The organism is Streptobacillus notomytis (assembly GCF_001902585.1).
GTDB lineage: Bacteria > Fusobacteriota > Fusobacteriia > Fusobacteriales > Leptotrichiaceae > Streptobacillus > Streptobacillus notomytis.
On record NZ_LKKV01000067.1, the window covers coordinates 1 to 18,000 of the forward strand.

Genomic DNA, 18,000 nt, shown 5'->3' on the forward strand with positions numbered 1-18,000 from the left:
AACAGAAGAAAACATAAGTTTGTAGGTGAAATAAATGAAAAAATTTAATAGAGATCAGATATCGCTGTATTTAATAATGCTACCGTTTATTATTTGGTATGTATTATTTATGTTTAAACCTATGTATGGATTATTAATAGCGTTTAAAGATTACAGTGTATTTAAAGGAATAGCCAGTAGTCCGTGGGTAGGACTAAAACATTTTAGAATGTTTTTAACATCACCAGAGTTTTATAGAACTTTAAAAAATACTCTTATGTTAAATATATATTCACTATTAATAGAATTTCCTTTAGCTATATTAATAGCACTTATGTTAAATGAAGTTAGGAATAAGATTTTTAAAGCTTTTGTACAAACGGCTTCATTTATACCATATTTTATAGCTATTGTTATTGCAGCAGGTATAACAATAAATATGTTATCACCAAATACAGGTGTAATAAATATAATATTACAAAAACTTGGATTTGAAAAAATATATTTCTTGATTAAACCAGAATTTTTTAGAGGGATATTTGTTGGATTAAATTCATGGAAGAATACAGGATTTAATGCAATCATATACATAGCAGCTCTAACTGCAGTAGATGAACAACTTTATGAGGCAGCAAAAATTGATGGAGCAACAAAATTACAACAATTAATAAATATTACTATACCAAGTATAATGCCAACTATAGTAGTAATGTTAATTTTAAAAATAGGTTCTATGTTGAGTGTAGCATTTGAAACAGTATTATTACTTTATCAACCAGCTACTTATGAAACAGCCGATGTAATAAGTACTTATGTTTACAGAACTGGAGTAATTAATCAAGATTTTGGTTTAGCAACAGCAGTAGGATTATTTAATGCAATAATAGCTATGCTTTTAGTATACACAGCAAATACTATAAGCAAAAAAGTAGCAAATTTAGGAATATGGTAGGTGATATAGATGAAAATAAGAATGAGTACAGATGAAAAAGTTTTTAATGTAATAAACTACTTTTTATTAACAGTTTTTGCCATTATTTTCCTATATCCAATAGTATATGTATTTTCTGCATCTTTTAGTAATCCATTTTTACTAGAAACAGGGCAAGTTACGCTATTTCCTAAAGGATTTACGTTATCATCTTTTATTGCAGCTTTTAAGACAACAGGGATATGGAGAGCTTATGCAAATACAATCTTTATAACCGTAGTAGGAACATTTGTTAATATGCTATTTACTATTAGTGGGGCATATGTATTATCTAAACCAGATTTAAAGTTTAGAAAAGCAATAATAATGCTTGTAATAATAACTATGTGGTTTGATCCTGGCATAATACCTAAGTATTTAAATTTTAGAGATTTGGGTATGATAAATAGTTATACAGGAGTGATAGTCGGATTTGCAATTAATACATTTAATGTAATAATACTAAAATCTTTCTTTGAAAGTGTACCTAGATCTTTAGAGGAATCAGCAAGAATAGATGGTGCAAGTCAATTTAGGATAATGACTAATATATATTTACCATTATCAACATCAGCAATTACAACCGTTTCATTGTTTTATGCAATATCTCGTTGGAATGGATATTTTTGGACTATGATACTTTTAAGAGATGATGCAAAAGCACCTTTACAGGTATTTGTAAAAAAATTAATAGTAGATAAGATGTCTAGTGGTGAAGCAGCACAGTTAATTACACCAGAGAGCTTAACATCACCACAATCAATAATATATGCAATAATAGTAATTTCAATATTACCTATGTTAATTGCATACCCATTTATACAAAGATTCTTTAGAAAAGGGGTAACATTAGGGGCAGTAAAAGGATAATTAACAAAATATATAAAAGGAGAGGAAATTATGAAAAAATTATTAGCATTGGGACTTTTAGGATTAGTAGTAGTAAGTTGTGGAAAAAAAGATGAAATTATGACAGGACCAAAAGAAACAACAATATTTGCAATGCATTTAGGTAAAGCATTAGACCCTAAATTACCTGTATTTGCAAAAGCTGAGCAAGATACTAATATTAAATTAGTAAATGTTGCTTCTCAAAATCAAACAGATCAAATTCAAGCATATAACTTAATGCTTACAGAGAATAAATTACCTGATATTATCTCATATGAATTATCATCTGATTTAGAAAACTTAGGTATAGAAGGTGGATTAATACCATTAGAAGATTTAATAGATAAACATGCACCAAATTTAAAGAAATTCTTTGAAGAAAATCCTAGATATAAGAAGGATGCAGTTGCAATTGATGGACATATATATATGATTCCTAATTATTATGATTACTTTAATTTAAAAGTTTCTCAAGGATATTTCATTAGACAGGATTGGTTAGATAAATTAGGATTAAAAGAACCAAGAACAGTAGATGAACTATATACTACACTAAAAGCATTTAGAGAAAAGGATCCAAATGGAAATGGTAAAAAAGATGAAGTTCCATTGTTTGTAAGAGCTAATAATGTTAGAAAGGTTTTAACTTCATTAGTTGATCTATTTAAAGCATCACCTATATGGTATGAAGAAAATGGTGTTGTTAAATATGGACCTTCACAAGATTCATTTAAACATGCTATTAAAGAATTATCTAAATGGTATAAAGAAGGATTAATAGATGAGGAAATATTTACAAGAGGATTAGAAAGTAGAGATTACTTATTATCAAATAACTTAGGTGGAGCAACAGATGACTGGATAGCTTCAACTAGTTCATATAATGGAAGTTTAGCAGATAAAATACCTGGATTTAACTTTAGATTAGTTCTTCCTTATGAATTAAATGGAAATAGTAAAACAAGACATGCTAGAACTACATATTTAGGTGGTTGGGGAATATCTAAGGATGCTAAAGATCCAGTTTCATTAATTAAATATTTTGATTATTGGTATTCAATTGAAGGTAGAAGATTATGGAACTTTGGTATAGAAGGATCAGAATATACATTAGTTGATGGTAAACCAGTATTTACAGACAAAGTACTTAAAAATCCTGACGGAAAAACTCCTTTAGCAGTATTAAGAGAAGTTGGAGCTCAATATAGACTGGGAGCATTCCAAGATGCACAATATGAGTTAGGTTGGGCATCTCAAATTGCTAAAGAAGGATTTAAATACTATATGGATAATGATGTAGTATTAGATGAGTTACCAATACTTAAATACACTAAAGAAAAATCAAAAGAATTTGTTTCTATAGATACAGCTTTAAGAGCAGTTGTTGAAGAAAAAGCACAACAATGGATTTTAGGTTCTGGAAATATAGATAAGGAATGGGATATGTATATTAAGAGATTACAAGATTTAGGATTATCTACAGCTGAAAAAATTCAAAATGAAGCATTCAAAAACTTTAATAGATAATATTAAATAATAAAGGGAGAAGAAATTCTCCCTTTAGTTAAACAATGGAGGATACTGTGTTTAACTTTAGAAAGAATTTTAATTATGTATTACATAATTTTAATGTAGATATGCAATTAGAGCAGGCAGAAAATATATTAGAAAATAAACTAATATTCATTCATCCATGGGACATGGAAAGAACTTCACAATATTTTACTATTCCTAAAGATTGGAATGAGTTAGTAAATGATGATGAAGAATGGATATTTATGAGAAGTAGAATGAACTATTTTGATCCCCTATTTCTAGCTTATGAAAAAAATAAAGAAGAAAAGTATTTACTTAAAATAAAAGAAATAATTTTTGATTTTATTAATACCCATAAGGACTTAAAATATGAGTTAAGTACAAGAACTTTAGATAGTGGGATAAGAATAATAAATATACTTAGAGCTTTAATATACTTAAAGGAATTAAAATATATTACTAAAAATGAAGAAAATTGTATAATAGATCATTTGGATAAGACCTGTATATACATATTTAATTCATTCTTAGAAAAATATTATCATAGTAATTGGGGGTATATACAAATGGCTGGAGTATATACCTTTGCATTGATGTATAATAAGGTGTATTATAAAAAAGCAAAAAAGTATATGAAAATTCAGCTTGAGACACAGATAGATAATGATGGATTACATATAGAAAAATCAATGACATATCATTATCAGATGTTAATTTATACTGTATGGGTAGTAATGATAGAAAAAAATCTTAATATTAAATGTAATCTATTTACTAAATATTTAAAGAAGATGCTTAAATCAGCAGAAAAATTACATTATCCAAATTTTAAACAAATAAATTTTGGAGATAGTGATGATGATAATGTTGAAGATATCTTAGCTATGGCAAATGCAGTGTTAAAAATAAAGGGAAAATATAGTTTAAAAGAAAACTCATATATGTTTGCTGGAGATTATGTTAATGGATATATATTAGAAAAAGCTACAAATAAAAAAAGAGAATACTTATTAAAAGAGAGTGGATATTATCACCTTATAAATAATAACTATTCTTTTAGTAGTTATCTAACTAATATGAGCTCTGGTCATTTACATGTTGATTTATTCCATTTTAACTATTTTAATGAAGTAGAAATGTTAGTTGATAATGGAAGATATACATATTTAGACAATGAGTATAGAAGATATTTAAAGAGTGCTGCTGCTCATAATACACTAGTTCTTGATAATAAAGAATTTTTAAATGTTAAAAATTCATGGGAGTATGTGGGTAAATATCCTTTAATAAGTCCTATAGATAGAGTAGAAGATAAGGGTGTTATTTGCATTAAAATGAATGTATTTGATATAGAAAGTAATGCATATATTGAAAGAAAATTCATATTTTGTGAGGATAATGTAATAATAATAAATAGGATATATTCTAAAGGTAAACATAATTTGAAAATGTATTATCATTTTCATCCTAAATTAGAAATAGATGAAGGAAAAGAAAGTCTTTTACTTAATAAGTGTATATACTTTAATGTAGGGAAATATACAATGAATGAGGGAATATATAGTAGTAGGTATAATGAAAAAGAAAAAAGTAAATTCGTTATGCTAGAATATAATTTTAAAGATAGTATTCAGATAGTTCATAAAATCTTAAATAAGAATATACAATTTGAAGAAATATATTGCAATAATAGAGGATATTTTTGTAAAATTACTTCTGGAGATAAAAAATATATGATTTTTTGTAAAAATGAAGATAACATAGAAGAACAAAATGTCATATATATTAAAAATGATCCTTTATATAAAAATTTTAAGGTGGTTGTAAAATGAAAAAAATAATAGTATTTTTAACTCTAATTGTAGGGATTTTAAGTTTTAATAATCAAAATAAAGAAATAGAAACTATGAAGTTAAAGTGGAAAGAGTTTTTATTAAATGTACCGTATAATATTTCTTTAAAAGAGGTATCTAAAGAAAATAAAGAAAAGAATATAGAAAAATTAAATAAAAGTTCAGAAGATATTTTAAATAAAGTTAGAGTTTATGAAACACAAAATTATGTGTTTAAAGATTATCAGGATATGAGTAGTGGACCTCATTTACTAAAATCTTTAAAAGATATACAAACTTTAATAAAAGCATATCTTACACCAGATACTAAGGTTTATAAAGATAAGGAAATAAAAGAAATTATCAATATTGCTCTTGAAATAATATCACAAAATGGTTATGTAAAAGGAGCTATGGAAAAAGGAAATTGGTGGGAATGGGAAATTGGTATACCTAAGACATTAAATGAAATATTAATTATGGGAGAAGGAATAGTAGAAAAAGAAATTGCTGATAATCTTTTAAAAGCTTCATATTATTTCCAACCAGATCCAGAATTTTCTGGAGCATCACCTTCAGCAAAAACTTCAACGAGTCCTAATAAGAGAGTTTCAAAGGGTGGAAATAGAATGGATACAGCCTTAGTAACTTATGGTAGAGGTATATTAGAAGGAAATGCTTCAGAAATTAAAAGAGCTATAAATTCAGTTGCTGTAGTTGGAGAATACGTTGAAAAAGGGGATGGGTTTTATAAAGATCATTCATTTATTCAACATGAAAATGTAGCATATAGTGGGACTTATGGACAGGTATTATTAAATGGTCTTTCTCAGTTTATATACTTAACAGGAAATACTTCATTTGAAATAGATAATCCAAGTATTATTAATATTTATGATGTAATATTAAATGGTTATTCTTATTTATTAATTAATGGTGGAATTAATGATTCTGTTAATGGTAGGTCTATAAGTAGAGATGATTCAAATGATTTAGTGAGAGCTAGATCTATTATTAATTCACTTGCCTTAATTTCACGTGGTGCAAAAGGGGAGTATAAAAATAAGATTGAATCTATAGTTAAAAAAGCTATATTAGATAATAATTTAGAATATATGCCTGATAGTGTTAATAATTTAGTAATAGCAAATATTTTAAATGAGATAGTAAAAGATAAGAATATTAAACCTTTAGACGTTAAGGGTACTAAAGTATTCTCGTATATGGATAGAGCAGTGGGCATAGGAGAAAATAATATGAAATTTGTCATATCTATGCATTCAAATAGGATAGCAAATTATGAGACTATGAATAAAGAGAATTTAAAAGGTTGGTATACAGGAGATGGTATGACATATATATACACTGAAAATTCTTCTGATTTTGTAGATTATTTCCCAACTGTTAATCCACTTAGACTATCAGGTACTACAGAAAGTACAAATGATAGAGTAATATCAAGTGGTGAGAGAAGACATCCTAAATACTTAAGTCCTAAAACATGGGTTGGTGGAGCAGGAAATGGGAAAGAAGCCTTTATAGGAATGGATTTTATTTCTTGGAATAATTTAACAGAAGCTAAGAAAAGTTATCTATTATTAGATGGAATTATGGTTGCACTTGGTTCAAATATTAAAAGTAGTGATGGGGATATAATAACTGTTGTTGATAATAGAATTAATAACATGAGTGCTAAAAAAATAGTATACACACCTTTAATGGGAACTAAAATAGAAAAATATATAGTTAAAAGAACAGGAAGTTTTAAAGAAATAGGTGGTAAAAAAGAAAATCCTATTACCAAGGAATTTGTAGAATTAATAATTAAGCATGGAAATAATCCTAAAAATGGTAGTTATGCCTATGCTGTTTCTGATAAGGAAGTAAAAGGAATTTCAATAAAGAGATTAGATGATATTGCACATATTATAGGAAAAGATAATATATTAGCAATTAATTCTTGGAGGTCAGATAAATTGTGTTTTGACGGAATAGAAATAAATGATGCTATATCATTAATTAGAAAAGTAAATGGTTCAAATGTTAGCTTAACTATAGCAGATCCTAATCACAAATTATTAGAAGCTAAAATAATGCTTGATGGTAACTATGTAAGTAATGATGCTTTGGTGGTAAATAAAAATAATAAGACTATAATAACTGTTAAATTAGATAAGAATGGTATGAGTAAGACAATAAATTTAATAAAAAAATAGATAGGAATATTTATGAATAAGAAATATAACTTAATCTTTCTTTTTGCAGATCAATGGAGAAGAAATGCAGCAGGTTTTGTAGGAGTAGAAGATGTAATTACACCTAATATAGATAAATTTTCTAATGATTCATTAGTTTTTACTAATGCTGTGAGTACAGGACCTTTATGTTCTCCAAGTAGAGCAAGTATACTTACAGGTACATATCCAGCAACTCATGGGGTATGGACTAACTGTAAAACAGGTCTTTATGATGTATGGTTAAAAGAAGAATCAATAACAATAACAGATGTATTAAAAGAAAATGATTACTATATTGGATATATAGGTAAATGGCATTTAGATAACCCAGAAGAAAATGTTGAAGAAAAACCAAAATCAGGTGCAAGAAATTGGGACGCTTATACTCCACCTGGTAAAAAAAGACATGGTATAGATTATTGGTATTCATATGGAGCATATGATAATCATTTAAAACCACATTATTGGGAAAATAGTCATAATATGATAGAAATAGATAAATGGTCAGTTGAGCATGAAACAGATAAAGCAATAGAATTTTTAGATAAAAATAAAGAAAAACCATTTGCTCTATTTTTATCATGGAATCCACCTCATACTCCACTTGATTTAGTTCCTGAAAAATATGTTAATCTTTATAAAGGAAAAAAATTAAGAGTAAGTGATAATGTAATATTAGAAAATGTTATAGATCATACAGAATCTATGCCAGAGGCTCTTAATTTTACAGAAGAAGAATTTCAGGATGCATTAAGAAAGTATTATGCTGCAATAAGTGGTATAGATGAAAATCTTGGTAGAATAGTAGAGTATTTGAAAGAAAATAATCTATATGAAAATAGTATAATAGTTCTTACAGCAGATCATGGAGAAATGTTATGTTCTCATGGGTTATGGAGTAAACATGTGTGGTATGAAGAATCTATAGGAGTTCCATTTATGATTAAGTTTGGTGATAATAAAGGAATTACTGATAGTGTATTAAGTGGGGTAGATATAATGCCAACCTTATTATCATTATTAGATTTAAAAATACCAAAAACTGTTGAAGGAAAAGATTTAAAAGAAGTAATAGTTAATTTAGAAGAAGATTTAGAAAATGTTGCAATAATGGCAGCATATCCTGGGCAAATAAAGGCTATAGAGAAATTTAAAAAAGAGAACTTAAATAACCTTGATTTTGGTTGGCGTGCAGTTAAAAGTAGAGAACATACTTTTGTAATTAATAAGGGATATGAGCCAGGTAGAGAAATAGAAACTTTACTATATGATAATATAAAAGATATTTATCAACTTAATCCTAAAATTATTAAAAATATTAGTGAAGATAAAATTGCAAATGAATTAAATACTATTTTACAAAAATGGTTAAAAGAACATAATGACGGATTTTAAATAAGGAGATTTTATGGAATTATTTAAGGAAGTAAGAGAAAAATTTAAAAAAATTGAATTAAAAAATGAAATAATTTATAGAGGATTACATGAAGCATTAACAAAGGTTGATCAAAATAGTAATGTATTTATAAATACTTTCCCTAGGCCATCAAGTGTTAATAATATTTATCCTGGCATATTAAATGGTGGGGAATGGGATGATTGGACTAGTGGATTTTGGACAGGTATATTATGGCTAGCATATGAAATTACATTAGAGGAAAAGTATAAGAAAATTGCAGATTATCAGTTAAAGACATACAAAGAGAGAATAGATAATAATATATCAGTAGATCATCATGATTTAGGATTTTTATATATTCCATCAGTTGTAGCAAATTACAAAATAACTAATTCTAATGTTGCAAAATCAACAGCAATTAAAGCTGCTGATGTTCTAATGAGAAGATATAGGGAAAAAGGAGAATTTATTCAAGCTTGGGGAGTGTTAGATAAACCAGAAGATTATAGATTAATTATAGACTGTAATTTAAATGTACCTCTATTATTCTGGGCAAGTGATGTTACGGGAGATAGTAAGTATAGGGAGGTTGCAACTAAACATTTAGAAACAGTTTCTAAGGTTATAATCAGGGACAATGGAACAACTTTTCATACTTTCTATTTTGACACAGAAACAGGTAAACCTTTAAAGGGTGTTACGGCACAGGGTAGATCAGATGATTCAACTTGGGCAAGGGGGCAAGCATGGGGAATATATGGATTTGCCTTAGCACATAAATATTTAGGAGATAAGAAATTCATAGATATGTATAAGAAAGTAACTAATACTTTTTTAAATAAATTACCTGTTGATAATGTATGTTATTGGGATATGGATTTTAAACCTGAAGATATGGAAGAAAGAGATAGTTCTTCATCAGCCATAGCTATTTGTGGTATTTTAGAAATGCATAAACATTTATCAGATGATGATCCTGATAAGTCCCTTTACTATAATGCTGCAATGGCAATGATGAAAGCATTAATAGAAAAATATACAACTAAAGATATGAATTCAAATGCTTTATTAAAAGAATCAGTTTATTCAAAGCCTCATAATATTGGAGTAGGAGAAAGTTGTATATGGGGAGATTATTTTTATATGGAAGCTCTAATTAGATTCTTAAAACCAGAATGGAATATTTATTGGTAAGGAGATAAAATATGAAAAAGAAGATATATTTTTTATTGGTATTAGGAATATTATCACAAAGTAGTGGATTTTTAAGTAGTGATTTAAAATATTCACATAAATTAAGAGAAATTGAATACGACACTAAGGGGGTTAGGACTAAGAATATAGGAAAGCCTTTAATGAGATCAACTAATATTGTTTTAGATGGTGGAATGTATTTTTATAACAACAAAAATCTCTTTATTTTCGGTGGGGTTGATACACAGAATAAAAAAGAGGAAAATAAGCCAAATAATAATTATGAAAACTACTATTTTGGAGCAAGATTAGATGCCCCATTAAACAATGATTTTGATTTAATTTTAACAGTAGGTCATAAAAAAGGATACATTAAAACTAAAAATGTAATGGAAGATGGTAAGTCTAAATCTAAAAAAGAGGAAAGTAAAAAGGTATTTGAAGAGGCTATAAATGCTCATAATAAGGCTAGGAATAAGAAAAGTAATCTAAAAGAAAGTGGATATAGCTTAGAAGTTGATAAAAATACAATAATTTCTGCTGTTTTAAATGGTAGGGTTAATAGAAAAGTTAATTTAATTCTAGGATCTATATATACTAGTGATAATATGAAGCTTGGAACACATAAATATGAAGCCTTTGCTATAACCTTAGGTAGGATTTCAAGAAAAAGCTTTTTAAAGACTGAGAATACATACACTATAGATAAAAAGAATGTAGATGGATTTGGAGGTATAAGGTCAAAATATAGTATATCAACAAAATTATCTGTTAAAGAAAATCTTGAAAACTCTATTTTATTTGAGGCTAAAAAATTATCTAAAATAAATGATTTTAAATTTGTATCATCAAATGAGTATAAGGATAATATAAAAAATGTAAATATAAATGTTAAAATTAATTACGAGGCATTAATAAAGGCATATAAGGGTGGAGATTATGAACATAAACCTGAAGTAAAAATTAATATACAATATTATAAAAATAATATAAAACTTATTTCTAGTCTTGAAAATAAGTTAAAGATTAAACATGATTTTTCTAAAAATGCATTAGTTAAAGAATTTAAAAATACCCTTATATCTGAAATAAGTCTAGTTAATACAAAACATAGTATAAATAATAGATTTGATTTTAAATATAGTTTAATAACTGATAAACAGAAAAATAATAAATATAAGTTTACTCATGAAATATTAATAGGGCCTAGTTTATGGTATAAAAAAAATAATTTAAATTCTACTATAAATTTAAGATATGGGATAAAGCATGATGGAAAAGTAAATAATGATATTTTTACTACAGTTTTTAATGAAAAGAAATATGATATAAACAATAATGAGATAAATTTGAATTTAAATTTATATAACTATACTAATTTTGAAACATTAAAATTTAAAAAAAGTAATAAATTATCTAATATATTTCTTGTAAGCTCTAGTTTTAAATATGTAAATACTTATGAACAACTTAAAAGCACATTATTTGGAGAATTACAGTACTATAATTTATTTAAAGAAAAAAGTAATTCAAAAGATAAAGATATGGCAAATACTATATTATCTAAATTGAATTTAGAATTAAGATATTTGATGATAAAAGATGTTACTACTGTATTTAATTTAAATAATACTTATGGATATAATTTGTTAGATCAAGAAAATTTTAAAATTTTTTCTGACTATATAAAAAACTATGGTTCTGGTAAGTATAAGGATAAAAAATATACAAATTTAGATAACTATATTAAAAAAACAAGTACAATAAATGCGGTGCATTCCTATAGAATGAATCCTAAATTTTCATTGGTTATTAGAAAGTTAGAAGGTAGATTACAACTTATACCATATATAGAGGGTGTACTTGATTTTAGAAAATATAGATATAATACGGCTTCTTATGCAAAAGAATTAGAAAATAAGAAGAAGGAATTAGAAAAAGCAAAACAAGGTAGTAATGAAAGAAAAAATAAACTTAAAATACATCAAGATGCCATTAAGAATGCAGTATTTAATAAGAAATTTAATTTTAGAAATTTTGAAGGAAGAATAGGATTAAATATTAAATATACATGGTAATTATTTGGGGGTAAATTTTTAAAATTTACTCTCTTTTTAAATTTATTAGTTAATTTTGTTTTAATTTAACTAAAATTAAGGTATAATATTTAAAATATGTATTATTTAGGAGGAAAAATGAAGAAAATATTCAGCTTTTTATTATTGTTATTAGTTACTATTTCATGTAGTACAGTACCGAGGCTTAGTCCAGAAGAAGTAAGGGTTATGACAACTAGGGTGTATAATAAGCCTATGAAAGATGTCTTTTTAGCAACAAGAAATATGATAGTTGATAAGGAATATAATATTATTACAGCTGATTTAGAAGCTGGATTTATTAAAGGATATTCAGAAGTTCAAACTAGCGATGAAGCATTCAATGTTCTTATAGGAGCTAAAACATCTAAGAACAATACTATTCAAGCAGTATTTACTCAAAAAGAAGCTGGAGTAGAGGTAAGATTATTAGTTAGTGAACAATATAAAGAAGAAGATGGAATTGGTATATTAGATATATTATCACTTGATTTTAGAACAACAAAAAAACATTCAAAATTAACACCAATATATAATTTAGAATTGTATAATCATTTATTTGATTTAATTCAAATAGAACTTAATAAACAAAAATAGGAGGGAAAATGTATATTACAAAAGGTGAAAGTATAAAAGGGTATGAAGTTAGCACAGAAACTAATGGAAGTGTATATAATATGGATTATAAGAAATTAAATCCTATAGGAACAAGTCCAGTAGGTCTTTTAAATTCAGCATTAGTTGGTTGTATAATAATGGTAATTAGATCATATTTCTCAATTATGGGAATGGATGTTAAAGTTGAAGCTATATCAAAACTTGATGGTATGAATATTGAAATGGATATTAAATTAGATATAGAAGTAAGTGAAGCTGAAATACAAAGAATACTTGCTTATGTTGAGGAAAAATGTACTGTGCATAAAATGATTTCAAAGGAAGTTAAAATAATAAAAAATATTAGAGGGATATAATGAAATTTATTGCAGAAGAAAGTTATTGGAATCTTTTCCCTAACTCAAAATTAGGTATAGTTTTAATAGAAGATATGAATAATGGGGGAGAAAGCTCAAAAGAGATTAAAGAAGCTCTTATGGCATCAAATGAGGAAGCTAAAAAATATTTTATTAAAGATAATTTTAGTGAAAATCCAGTTATATCTGTTTGGAGAGAAGCATATCAAAAGTTTAAAACTAAAAAAGGTGTTAGGTCTTCTATAGAGGCATTACTTAAAAGAGTAGAAAAAGGAAATGAAGTTTCTAGTATTAATCCACTTGTAGATATATATAACACAATTTCATTAAAATATGGAATGCCATGTGGGGCAGAAGATAGTGATACTTTTAAAGGAACATTAAGACTTGGTATAACTGAAGGAAATGATGAGTTCTATTTAATAGGTGAGGATAAAAATAGCCCTACTTTGCAGGGAGAATTATGCTATAGAGATGATGAAGGGGCAGTATGTAGATGTTTTAACTTGAGAGATGGTAAAAGAACTATGGTTACAGATAAAACAAAAAATGCTTTTTTAATTATTGAACTTATTGATAATGAAAGAGAAAAAGAATTAAATGATGCCTTAAATGAAATTGCAGAAAATATAGAAAAATATTTAATGGCAAAAACTAAGATAGTTATATTATCTAAGGATAATAGAGAAGTTTAAAGTTTTTGCTATTGGTATGATATGTGTTTGAAAACTCTTAGTTTGATTGTTTTGGTTATTTGCTCATGATATAATTAGTTATAACTTAAAAAGGAGAATTAAGGTATGAAAAAAGGTATATTATTTATGGCTATGTCATCATTTACAATCTTTGCAAGTGATATGACATTTGATTTGGAAAACTCCAAACCTTTTGGTGGAGAAGTTGAAACAAATTTTACAGTTTCTAGTGAAATGTCAAAACAAGACAAGTCAGATTTTTTATTAAAACATAATTTAGGAGTTAAAGCAGAGGTATATGAGCTTATAACTCTTGGTGGAAAAATTGGTTATGGATATAAAAATACTGTAAAACAAGTATATCTTGATGTTGAAAACACTGAATTAAATGCTAATGTAAATTTAAGAAAATATGGTAACTTAGGCTTTGGGTATAAATTTGGTGGAAATTATGGATCAGAATTAGAAATTAAATATGCTAATAAGGGTAGAATTAATTCTGCAACTATTGGTGGATATATATCATATCAAAGAATATTTACACCTAGTGTAAAAATAGCTGATACAAACTTTATTGCTAGTGGTATGAGAATAGGAGATGGAGAAATATATGTATCTCATGATGTTAATAAAAATCTTAGATTAACATATAAAGCTGGGGTTAATGTTAATGTAGATACTCAAAAATTATTTATGACGGGAACTTTAAAGAAAAATGCAATAGAAGCAGATATGAAAATTGGAGGGAAGATAGATGTATCTATAAGCCCTAAGATTACATTTAGTAGCTATAATGAACTAGGTGTTGTAGTTAATAAAATAAATTTAAATATGGCTGACATTAGCAATTCTTCAACTTCATTAAGATTTGAAACAGATAATAAGGTAAAAATAATAACAAAAAGAGGAGTTTTAATAACTCCAAAAATGGCATTAAGTGCAGATAGACTTGAAACAAAATTAAATACAAATTTAAGAGCTGACTATAATATTATTGGAGGTTTATCAGTTAATGGAGGAGTAGGAGTTGAAAATAAGTTCAAATATGTTTCAGGTAAAACTTTAAAAGAATATGAATCAACAACCCCTTATGCCAAAGGAGGTTTGTTATATAAATGGTAAAAATCCACCTAGGAGGATTTTTATATTCCCTTTTTATTGACAAAGCAAGGGGGGGTGTATAATGTATGAAAAATGTGAGTAGAATATAAGGAGAAAAATTTATGAAAAAAATATATTTATTATGGTTAATGTTATCTTATATAATATTTGCCAATAATAAAATATTTGATTTTAAAAATCATAAACCATTTAGTGGTGAAATTAAAACTAATTTGACAGTTTCTAATGAAACAACAAAAGATAGGAGAAATAATATAGATAAATCACTAGTTGGACATGATTTGGGTATTAAAGCTGAAATATATGAATTTCTAACATTAGATACAAAATTTGCTTATGAATATAATGGGATTAGTAAAAAAGTATATTTAGATTATAAAAATACAGAATTGAATATGAAATTAGATTTTAAAAGATATGGAGATTTAAATATAGGGTATAAATTCGAAGGAAAATATGGTCCAGAATTAGAAGTTAAGTATGCTAATAAGAAAGAATACAAGGATTTAATTCTTGGAGGATATATATCATATAATCATGTATTTATTGGACAGAATAATATAAATGGAGGAAGTATAGGGTTTCATGTATCTAAGTATATTAATAATAATATTAAGTTAAGAGGAAAAATAAATTCTAGTGTATTAGTTCAAAATTTTATTGTTAATAGAAATTATGATATTGAATTTGCCACAAATGAAAATGCGATTTTAAATGACATGCAAAATTTAATAATATATATATTTGAAAATGACAAAACTATAATATTTAGTGATATTGAAATTGGGGGAGAAATAGATTATACAGTTAATTCTAAACTTAATATTATTTCATATAATGAATTAGGAATAAAAGTTCAGAAAATAAATATTAAAGGATATGATTCAGGATATGATCCTGTAACTTCATTAAGATTTAAAACAGATAATCAGTTTAATATTAAAGCTACTGATAAGTTAATGTTAATTCCAAGATTTTCATTAGACATAGATAAACTTAGTGTGAATTTAGATACAGAAATTAAAATAGACTATAATATTATAAAAGACATATTAATTAACACATCATTAGGTTTTGAAAATAATTTTAAATATTATCCACCTTTTGATGAATCTGTAGGAACAGAAAATATTATGCAATATTATTCAACTAAACCTTATGTTAAAATAGGTTTATTATATAAATGGTAAAAATCCACCTAGGTGGATTTTTATATATTTTTATCATTTACTATTTGCATATATCTTTCAAGTAATTTTGAAATCAGACCATCAGCTATAGCTCTACTTATAGTTCCAACGCCAAATCTTTCACGCCTTATAATACTCGTAAGCATAGCTCTAATACCTAACATATTTGCGGTAGCTATTGATTCTTTAAATGAATATATCGTAAGTCTACGTATTGTATCTGTATATTTAAAATCTATAAAGTATGGGTGATTGACTAATTTTATTAAATCATTAACTTCATTTCCATAATCAGCAAAAAATTCAGGTGTTTTTCTATTATTAGTAGGTAACCATCTAACTATTTCTTTTTTATCAAAATATGGTTTATGTTCTAATATTTTATTCATCATAGAAGTTTTTTCATACTTGATTTTAGATAAAGTTTCATTGTAATGATTTAAAAATTTTATTAATTTTTCATCTAAATAATTATACTTTTCATAATTAACTTCGTAATATGCTTCAGCTATAACTATTGAATCATTATCATATTCTAAAGTATTTTCAAAACTTTTACTTTCAAAAAACATTGAAAAATCTTTAGTTAAAGAAATGTCATATGTTTCTGTAATATATGATTTAATATATTCTTTACTTGCTCCCATTCTAGCTAAAAAAATTGCTGAAGATAAAGCCTTGGCTTGATTAACATTATCAGTAATTAATTTTGCTGATATTTCAGTATAATTTTCTACATCTCTTAAATTACTGTATAGCCATGCACAGGCAGAAACTACATATGATAAATCTTGTTTAGAAAATTTTGTCATAACTTTAGTTATTTCTTTTTTTGTTACTTCCTCATTATTATATCCAGAAATTAAAGCTTCTGTAATTTCTATAGTCATTAAAGTAGATTCAGTAATTTGATTAGATTTAACTATATCTTTTATTATTAATCCTAACATAACTATCTCCTTTTAAATTTCTTTACATCATAGCCTAGTTCATTAAGCATTTTTTCATTTTTTCTCCATTTTTTACTTACCTTAACCCATAGCTTAAGATTAATTTTTAAATCAGTTAATGCTTCAATTTCTCTTCTAGCTTCTATTCCTATTTCTTTTAAAAGTTTACCACCATTTCCTATTATTATTCCTTTTTGGCTATCTCTTTCAACATATATATTAATATCATAACGTCTTTTATTATTACCAGATTCAATATTTATTATTTCAAGTGCAACTGAATGAGGTATCTCATCTTTAGTTTTCTGTAATATTTTTTCTCTAATAGTTTCTATAACTATCTTATTAACTGAAATGTCAGTATAGTAATCTTCAGGATAGAACCATATATCATTTGATAGATATTTTTCACAAACTTCAAATATTTTATGAATACCTATACCATAAGCTGCTGACATTGTAATTATACCCTCAAATTCCCCTAGTTTTTCCCTTATTTCTTCTACCTTATTATTTAATTCTTCATCACTCATTTTATCTATTTTATTAATTATCACATAAGTTGGAGTTTTAGAATTGCGTATATTTTCATTAACAAAAATATCTCCTGTTCCAATTTCTTTAGTACCATCAAGTAAAAATAGTATAAGATCACATTCATTTAAAGATTCTATGGCAAGATTAGTCATATATTCTCCAAGTAAATGCTTTGGTTTATGTATACCAGGTGTATCTATAAATATATATTGATTTTCCCCCTTATTAACTATTCCCCTTATTTGATCTCTTGTAGTTCCAGCCTTATCTGAAACTATAGCAACTTTTTCATCTATTAATTTATTAATTAAAGTTGATTTACCTGTATTAGGTCTACCAACTATAGAAATAAATCCTGATTTCATTTTATCCCCTCATTTTTTTAATATATAATTTTA

15 protein-coding genes are annotated in these 18,000 nt (G+C 26.0%); 13 read left to right on the plus strand and 2 right to left on the minus strand.

All coding sequences use genetic code 11. The annotated features are described in order from the left end of the window. Window positions 1–34: 34 nt before the first annotated feature. The 13 genes from BUE91_RS02175 to BUE91_RS02235 all read left to right on the plus strand — a co-directional run bounded on the left by BUE91_RS02175 (window position 35) and on the right by BUE91_RS02235 (window position 16,115). The gene (locus BUE91_RS02175) at window positions 35–931 is read left to right on the plus strand and encodes an ABC transporter permease (RefSeq protein WP_066901337.1); all 897 of its coding nucleotides are present in this window, start codon (window positions 35–37) and stop codon (window positions 929–931) included. 9 nt (window positions 932–940) lie between these two features. Continuing rightward, window positions 941–1,819 (plus strand): carbohydrate ABC transporter permease, encoded by an 879-nt coding sequence (locus BUE91_RS02180; RefSeq protein ID WP_066901335.1) that lies wholly within the window; start codon window positions 941–943, stop codon window positions 1,817–1,819. 30 nt (window positions 1,820–1,849) lie between these two features. Continuing rightward, the gene (locus BUE91_RS02185) at window positions 1,850–3,367 is read left to right on the plus strand and encodes an extracellular solute-binding protein (RefSeq protein WP_083573732.1); all 1,518 of its coding nucleotides are present in this window, start codon (window positions 1,850–1,852) and stop codon (window positions 3,365–3,367) included. Window positions 3,368–3,423: 56 nt separating this feature from the next. After that, window positions 3,424–5,208 carry a heparinase II/III domain-containing protein gene (locus BUE91_RS02190; protein WP_073507802.1) on the plus strand — a complete coding sequence of 595 codons (1,785 nt, stop codon included), beginning with the start codon at window positions 3,424–3,426 and terminating at the stop codon, window positions 5,206–5,208. Then, window positions 5,205–7,424, plus strand: coding sequence for a polysaccharide lyase 8 family protein (locus tag BUE91_RS02195; protein WP_073507803.1), 2,220 nt, complete (start codon window positions 5,205–5,207; stop codon window positions 7,422–7,424). Before BUE91_RS02190 ends, BUE91_RS02195 begins: the two co-directional genes overlap by 4 nt. Window positions 7,425–7,436: 12 nt before the next feature. Continuing rightward, window positions 7,437–8,840: a sulfatase family protein gene (locus BUE91_RS02200; protein WP_066901327.1), complete on the plus strand. Its 1,404-nt coding sequence runs from the start codon at window positions 7,437–7,439 to the stop codon at window positions 8,838–8,840. 13 nt (window positions 8,841–8,853) lie between these two features. Beyond that, window positions 8,854–10,038, plus strand: a complete 1,185-nt coding sequence (locus tag BUE91_RS02205) for a glycoside hydrolase family 88 protein (protein ID WP_073507804.1) — start codon at window positions 8,854–8,856, stop codon at window positions 10,036–10,038. 11 nt (window positions 10,039–10,049) lie between these two features. Further along, window positions 10,050–12,116, plus strand: a complete 2,067-nt coding sequence (locus BUE91_RS02210) for a hypothetical protein (RefSeq protein WP_073507805.1) — start codon at window positions 10,050–10,052, stop codon at window positions 12,114–12,116. Window positions 12,117–12,233: 117 nt separating this feature from the next. Further along, window positions 12,234–12,731 carry a hypothetical protein gene (locus BUE91_RS02215; protein WP_073507806.1) on the plus strand — a complete coding sequence of 166 codons (498 nt, stop codon included), beginning with the start codon at window positions 12,234–12,236 and terminating at the stop codon, window positions 12,729–12,731. Between the two features lie 8 nt (window positions 12,732–12,739). Next, window positions 12,740–13,108, plus strand: coding sequence for an OsmC family protein (locus BUE91_RS02220; RefSeq protein ID WP_012858181.1), 369 nt, complete (start codon window positions 12,740–12,742; stop codon window positions 13,106–13,108). Further along, window positions 13,108–13,803: a B3/B4 domain-containing protein gene (locus BUE91_RS02225; RefSeq protein ID WP_143605223.1), complete on the plus strand. Its 696-nt coding sequence runs from the start codon at window positions 13,108–13,110 to the stop codon at window positions 13,801–13,803. Before BUE91_RS02220 ends, BUE91_RS02225 begins: the two co-directional genes overlap by 1 nt. A 105-nt stretch (window positions 13,804–13,908) precedes the next feature. Continuing rightward, a complete protein-coding gene (locus BUE91_RS02230; protein ID WP_073507808.1) occupies window positions 13,909–14,925 on the plus strand; it encodes a hypothetical protein in 1,017 nt (338 codons plus the stop codon). Window positions 14,926–15,026: 101 nt separating this feature from the next. Then, entirely contained in the window at window positions 15,027–16,115 is a 1,089-nt protein-coding gene (locus tag BUE91_RS02235; RefSeq protein ID WP_073507809.1) for a hypothetical protein, read from the plus strand. Window positions 16,116–16,135: 20 nt separating this feature from the next. On the opposite strand, the gene BUE91_RS02240 is transcribed toward BUE91_RS02235, so the two are convergent. Then, window positions 16,136–17,065 carry a DUF6508 domain-containing protein gene (locus BUE91_RS02240; protein ID WP_073507810.1) on the minus strand — a complete coding sequence of 310 codons (930 nt, stop codon included), beginning with the start codon at window positions 17,063–17,065 and terminating at the stop codon, window positions 16,136–16,138. Between the two features lie 2 nt (window positions 17,066–17,067). Beyond that, a complete protein-coding gene (gene era, locus BUE91_RS02245) occupies window positions 17,068–17,967 on the minus strand; it encodes a GTPase Era (RefSeq protein WP_012858185.1) in 900 nt (299 codons plus the stop codon). Window positions 17,968–18,000 lie beyond the last annotated feature (33 nt).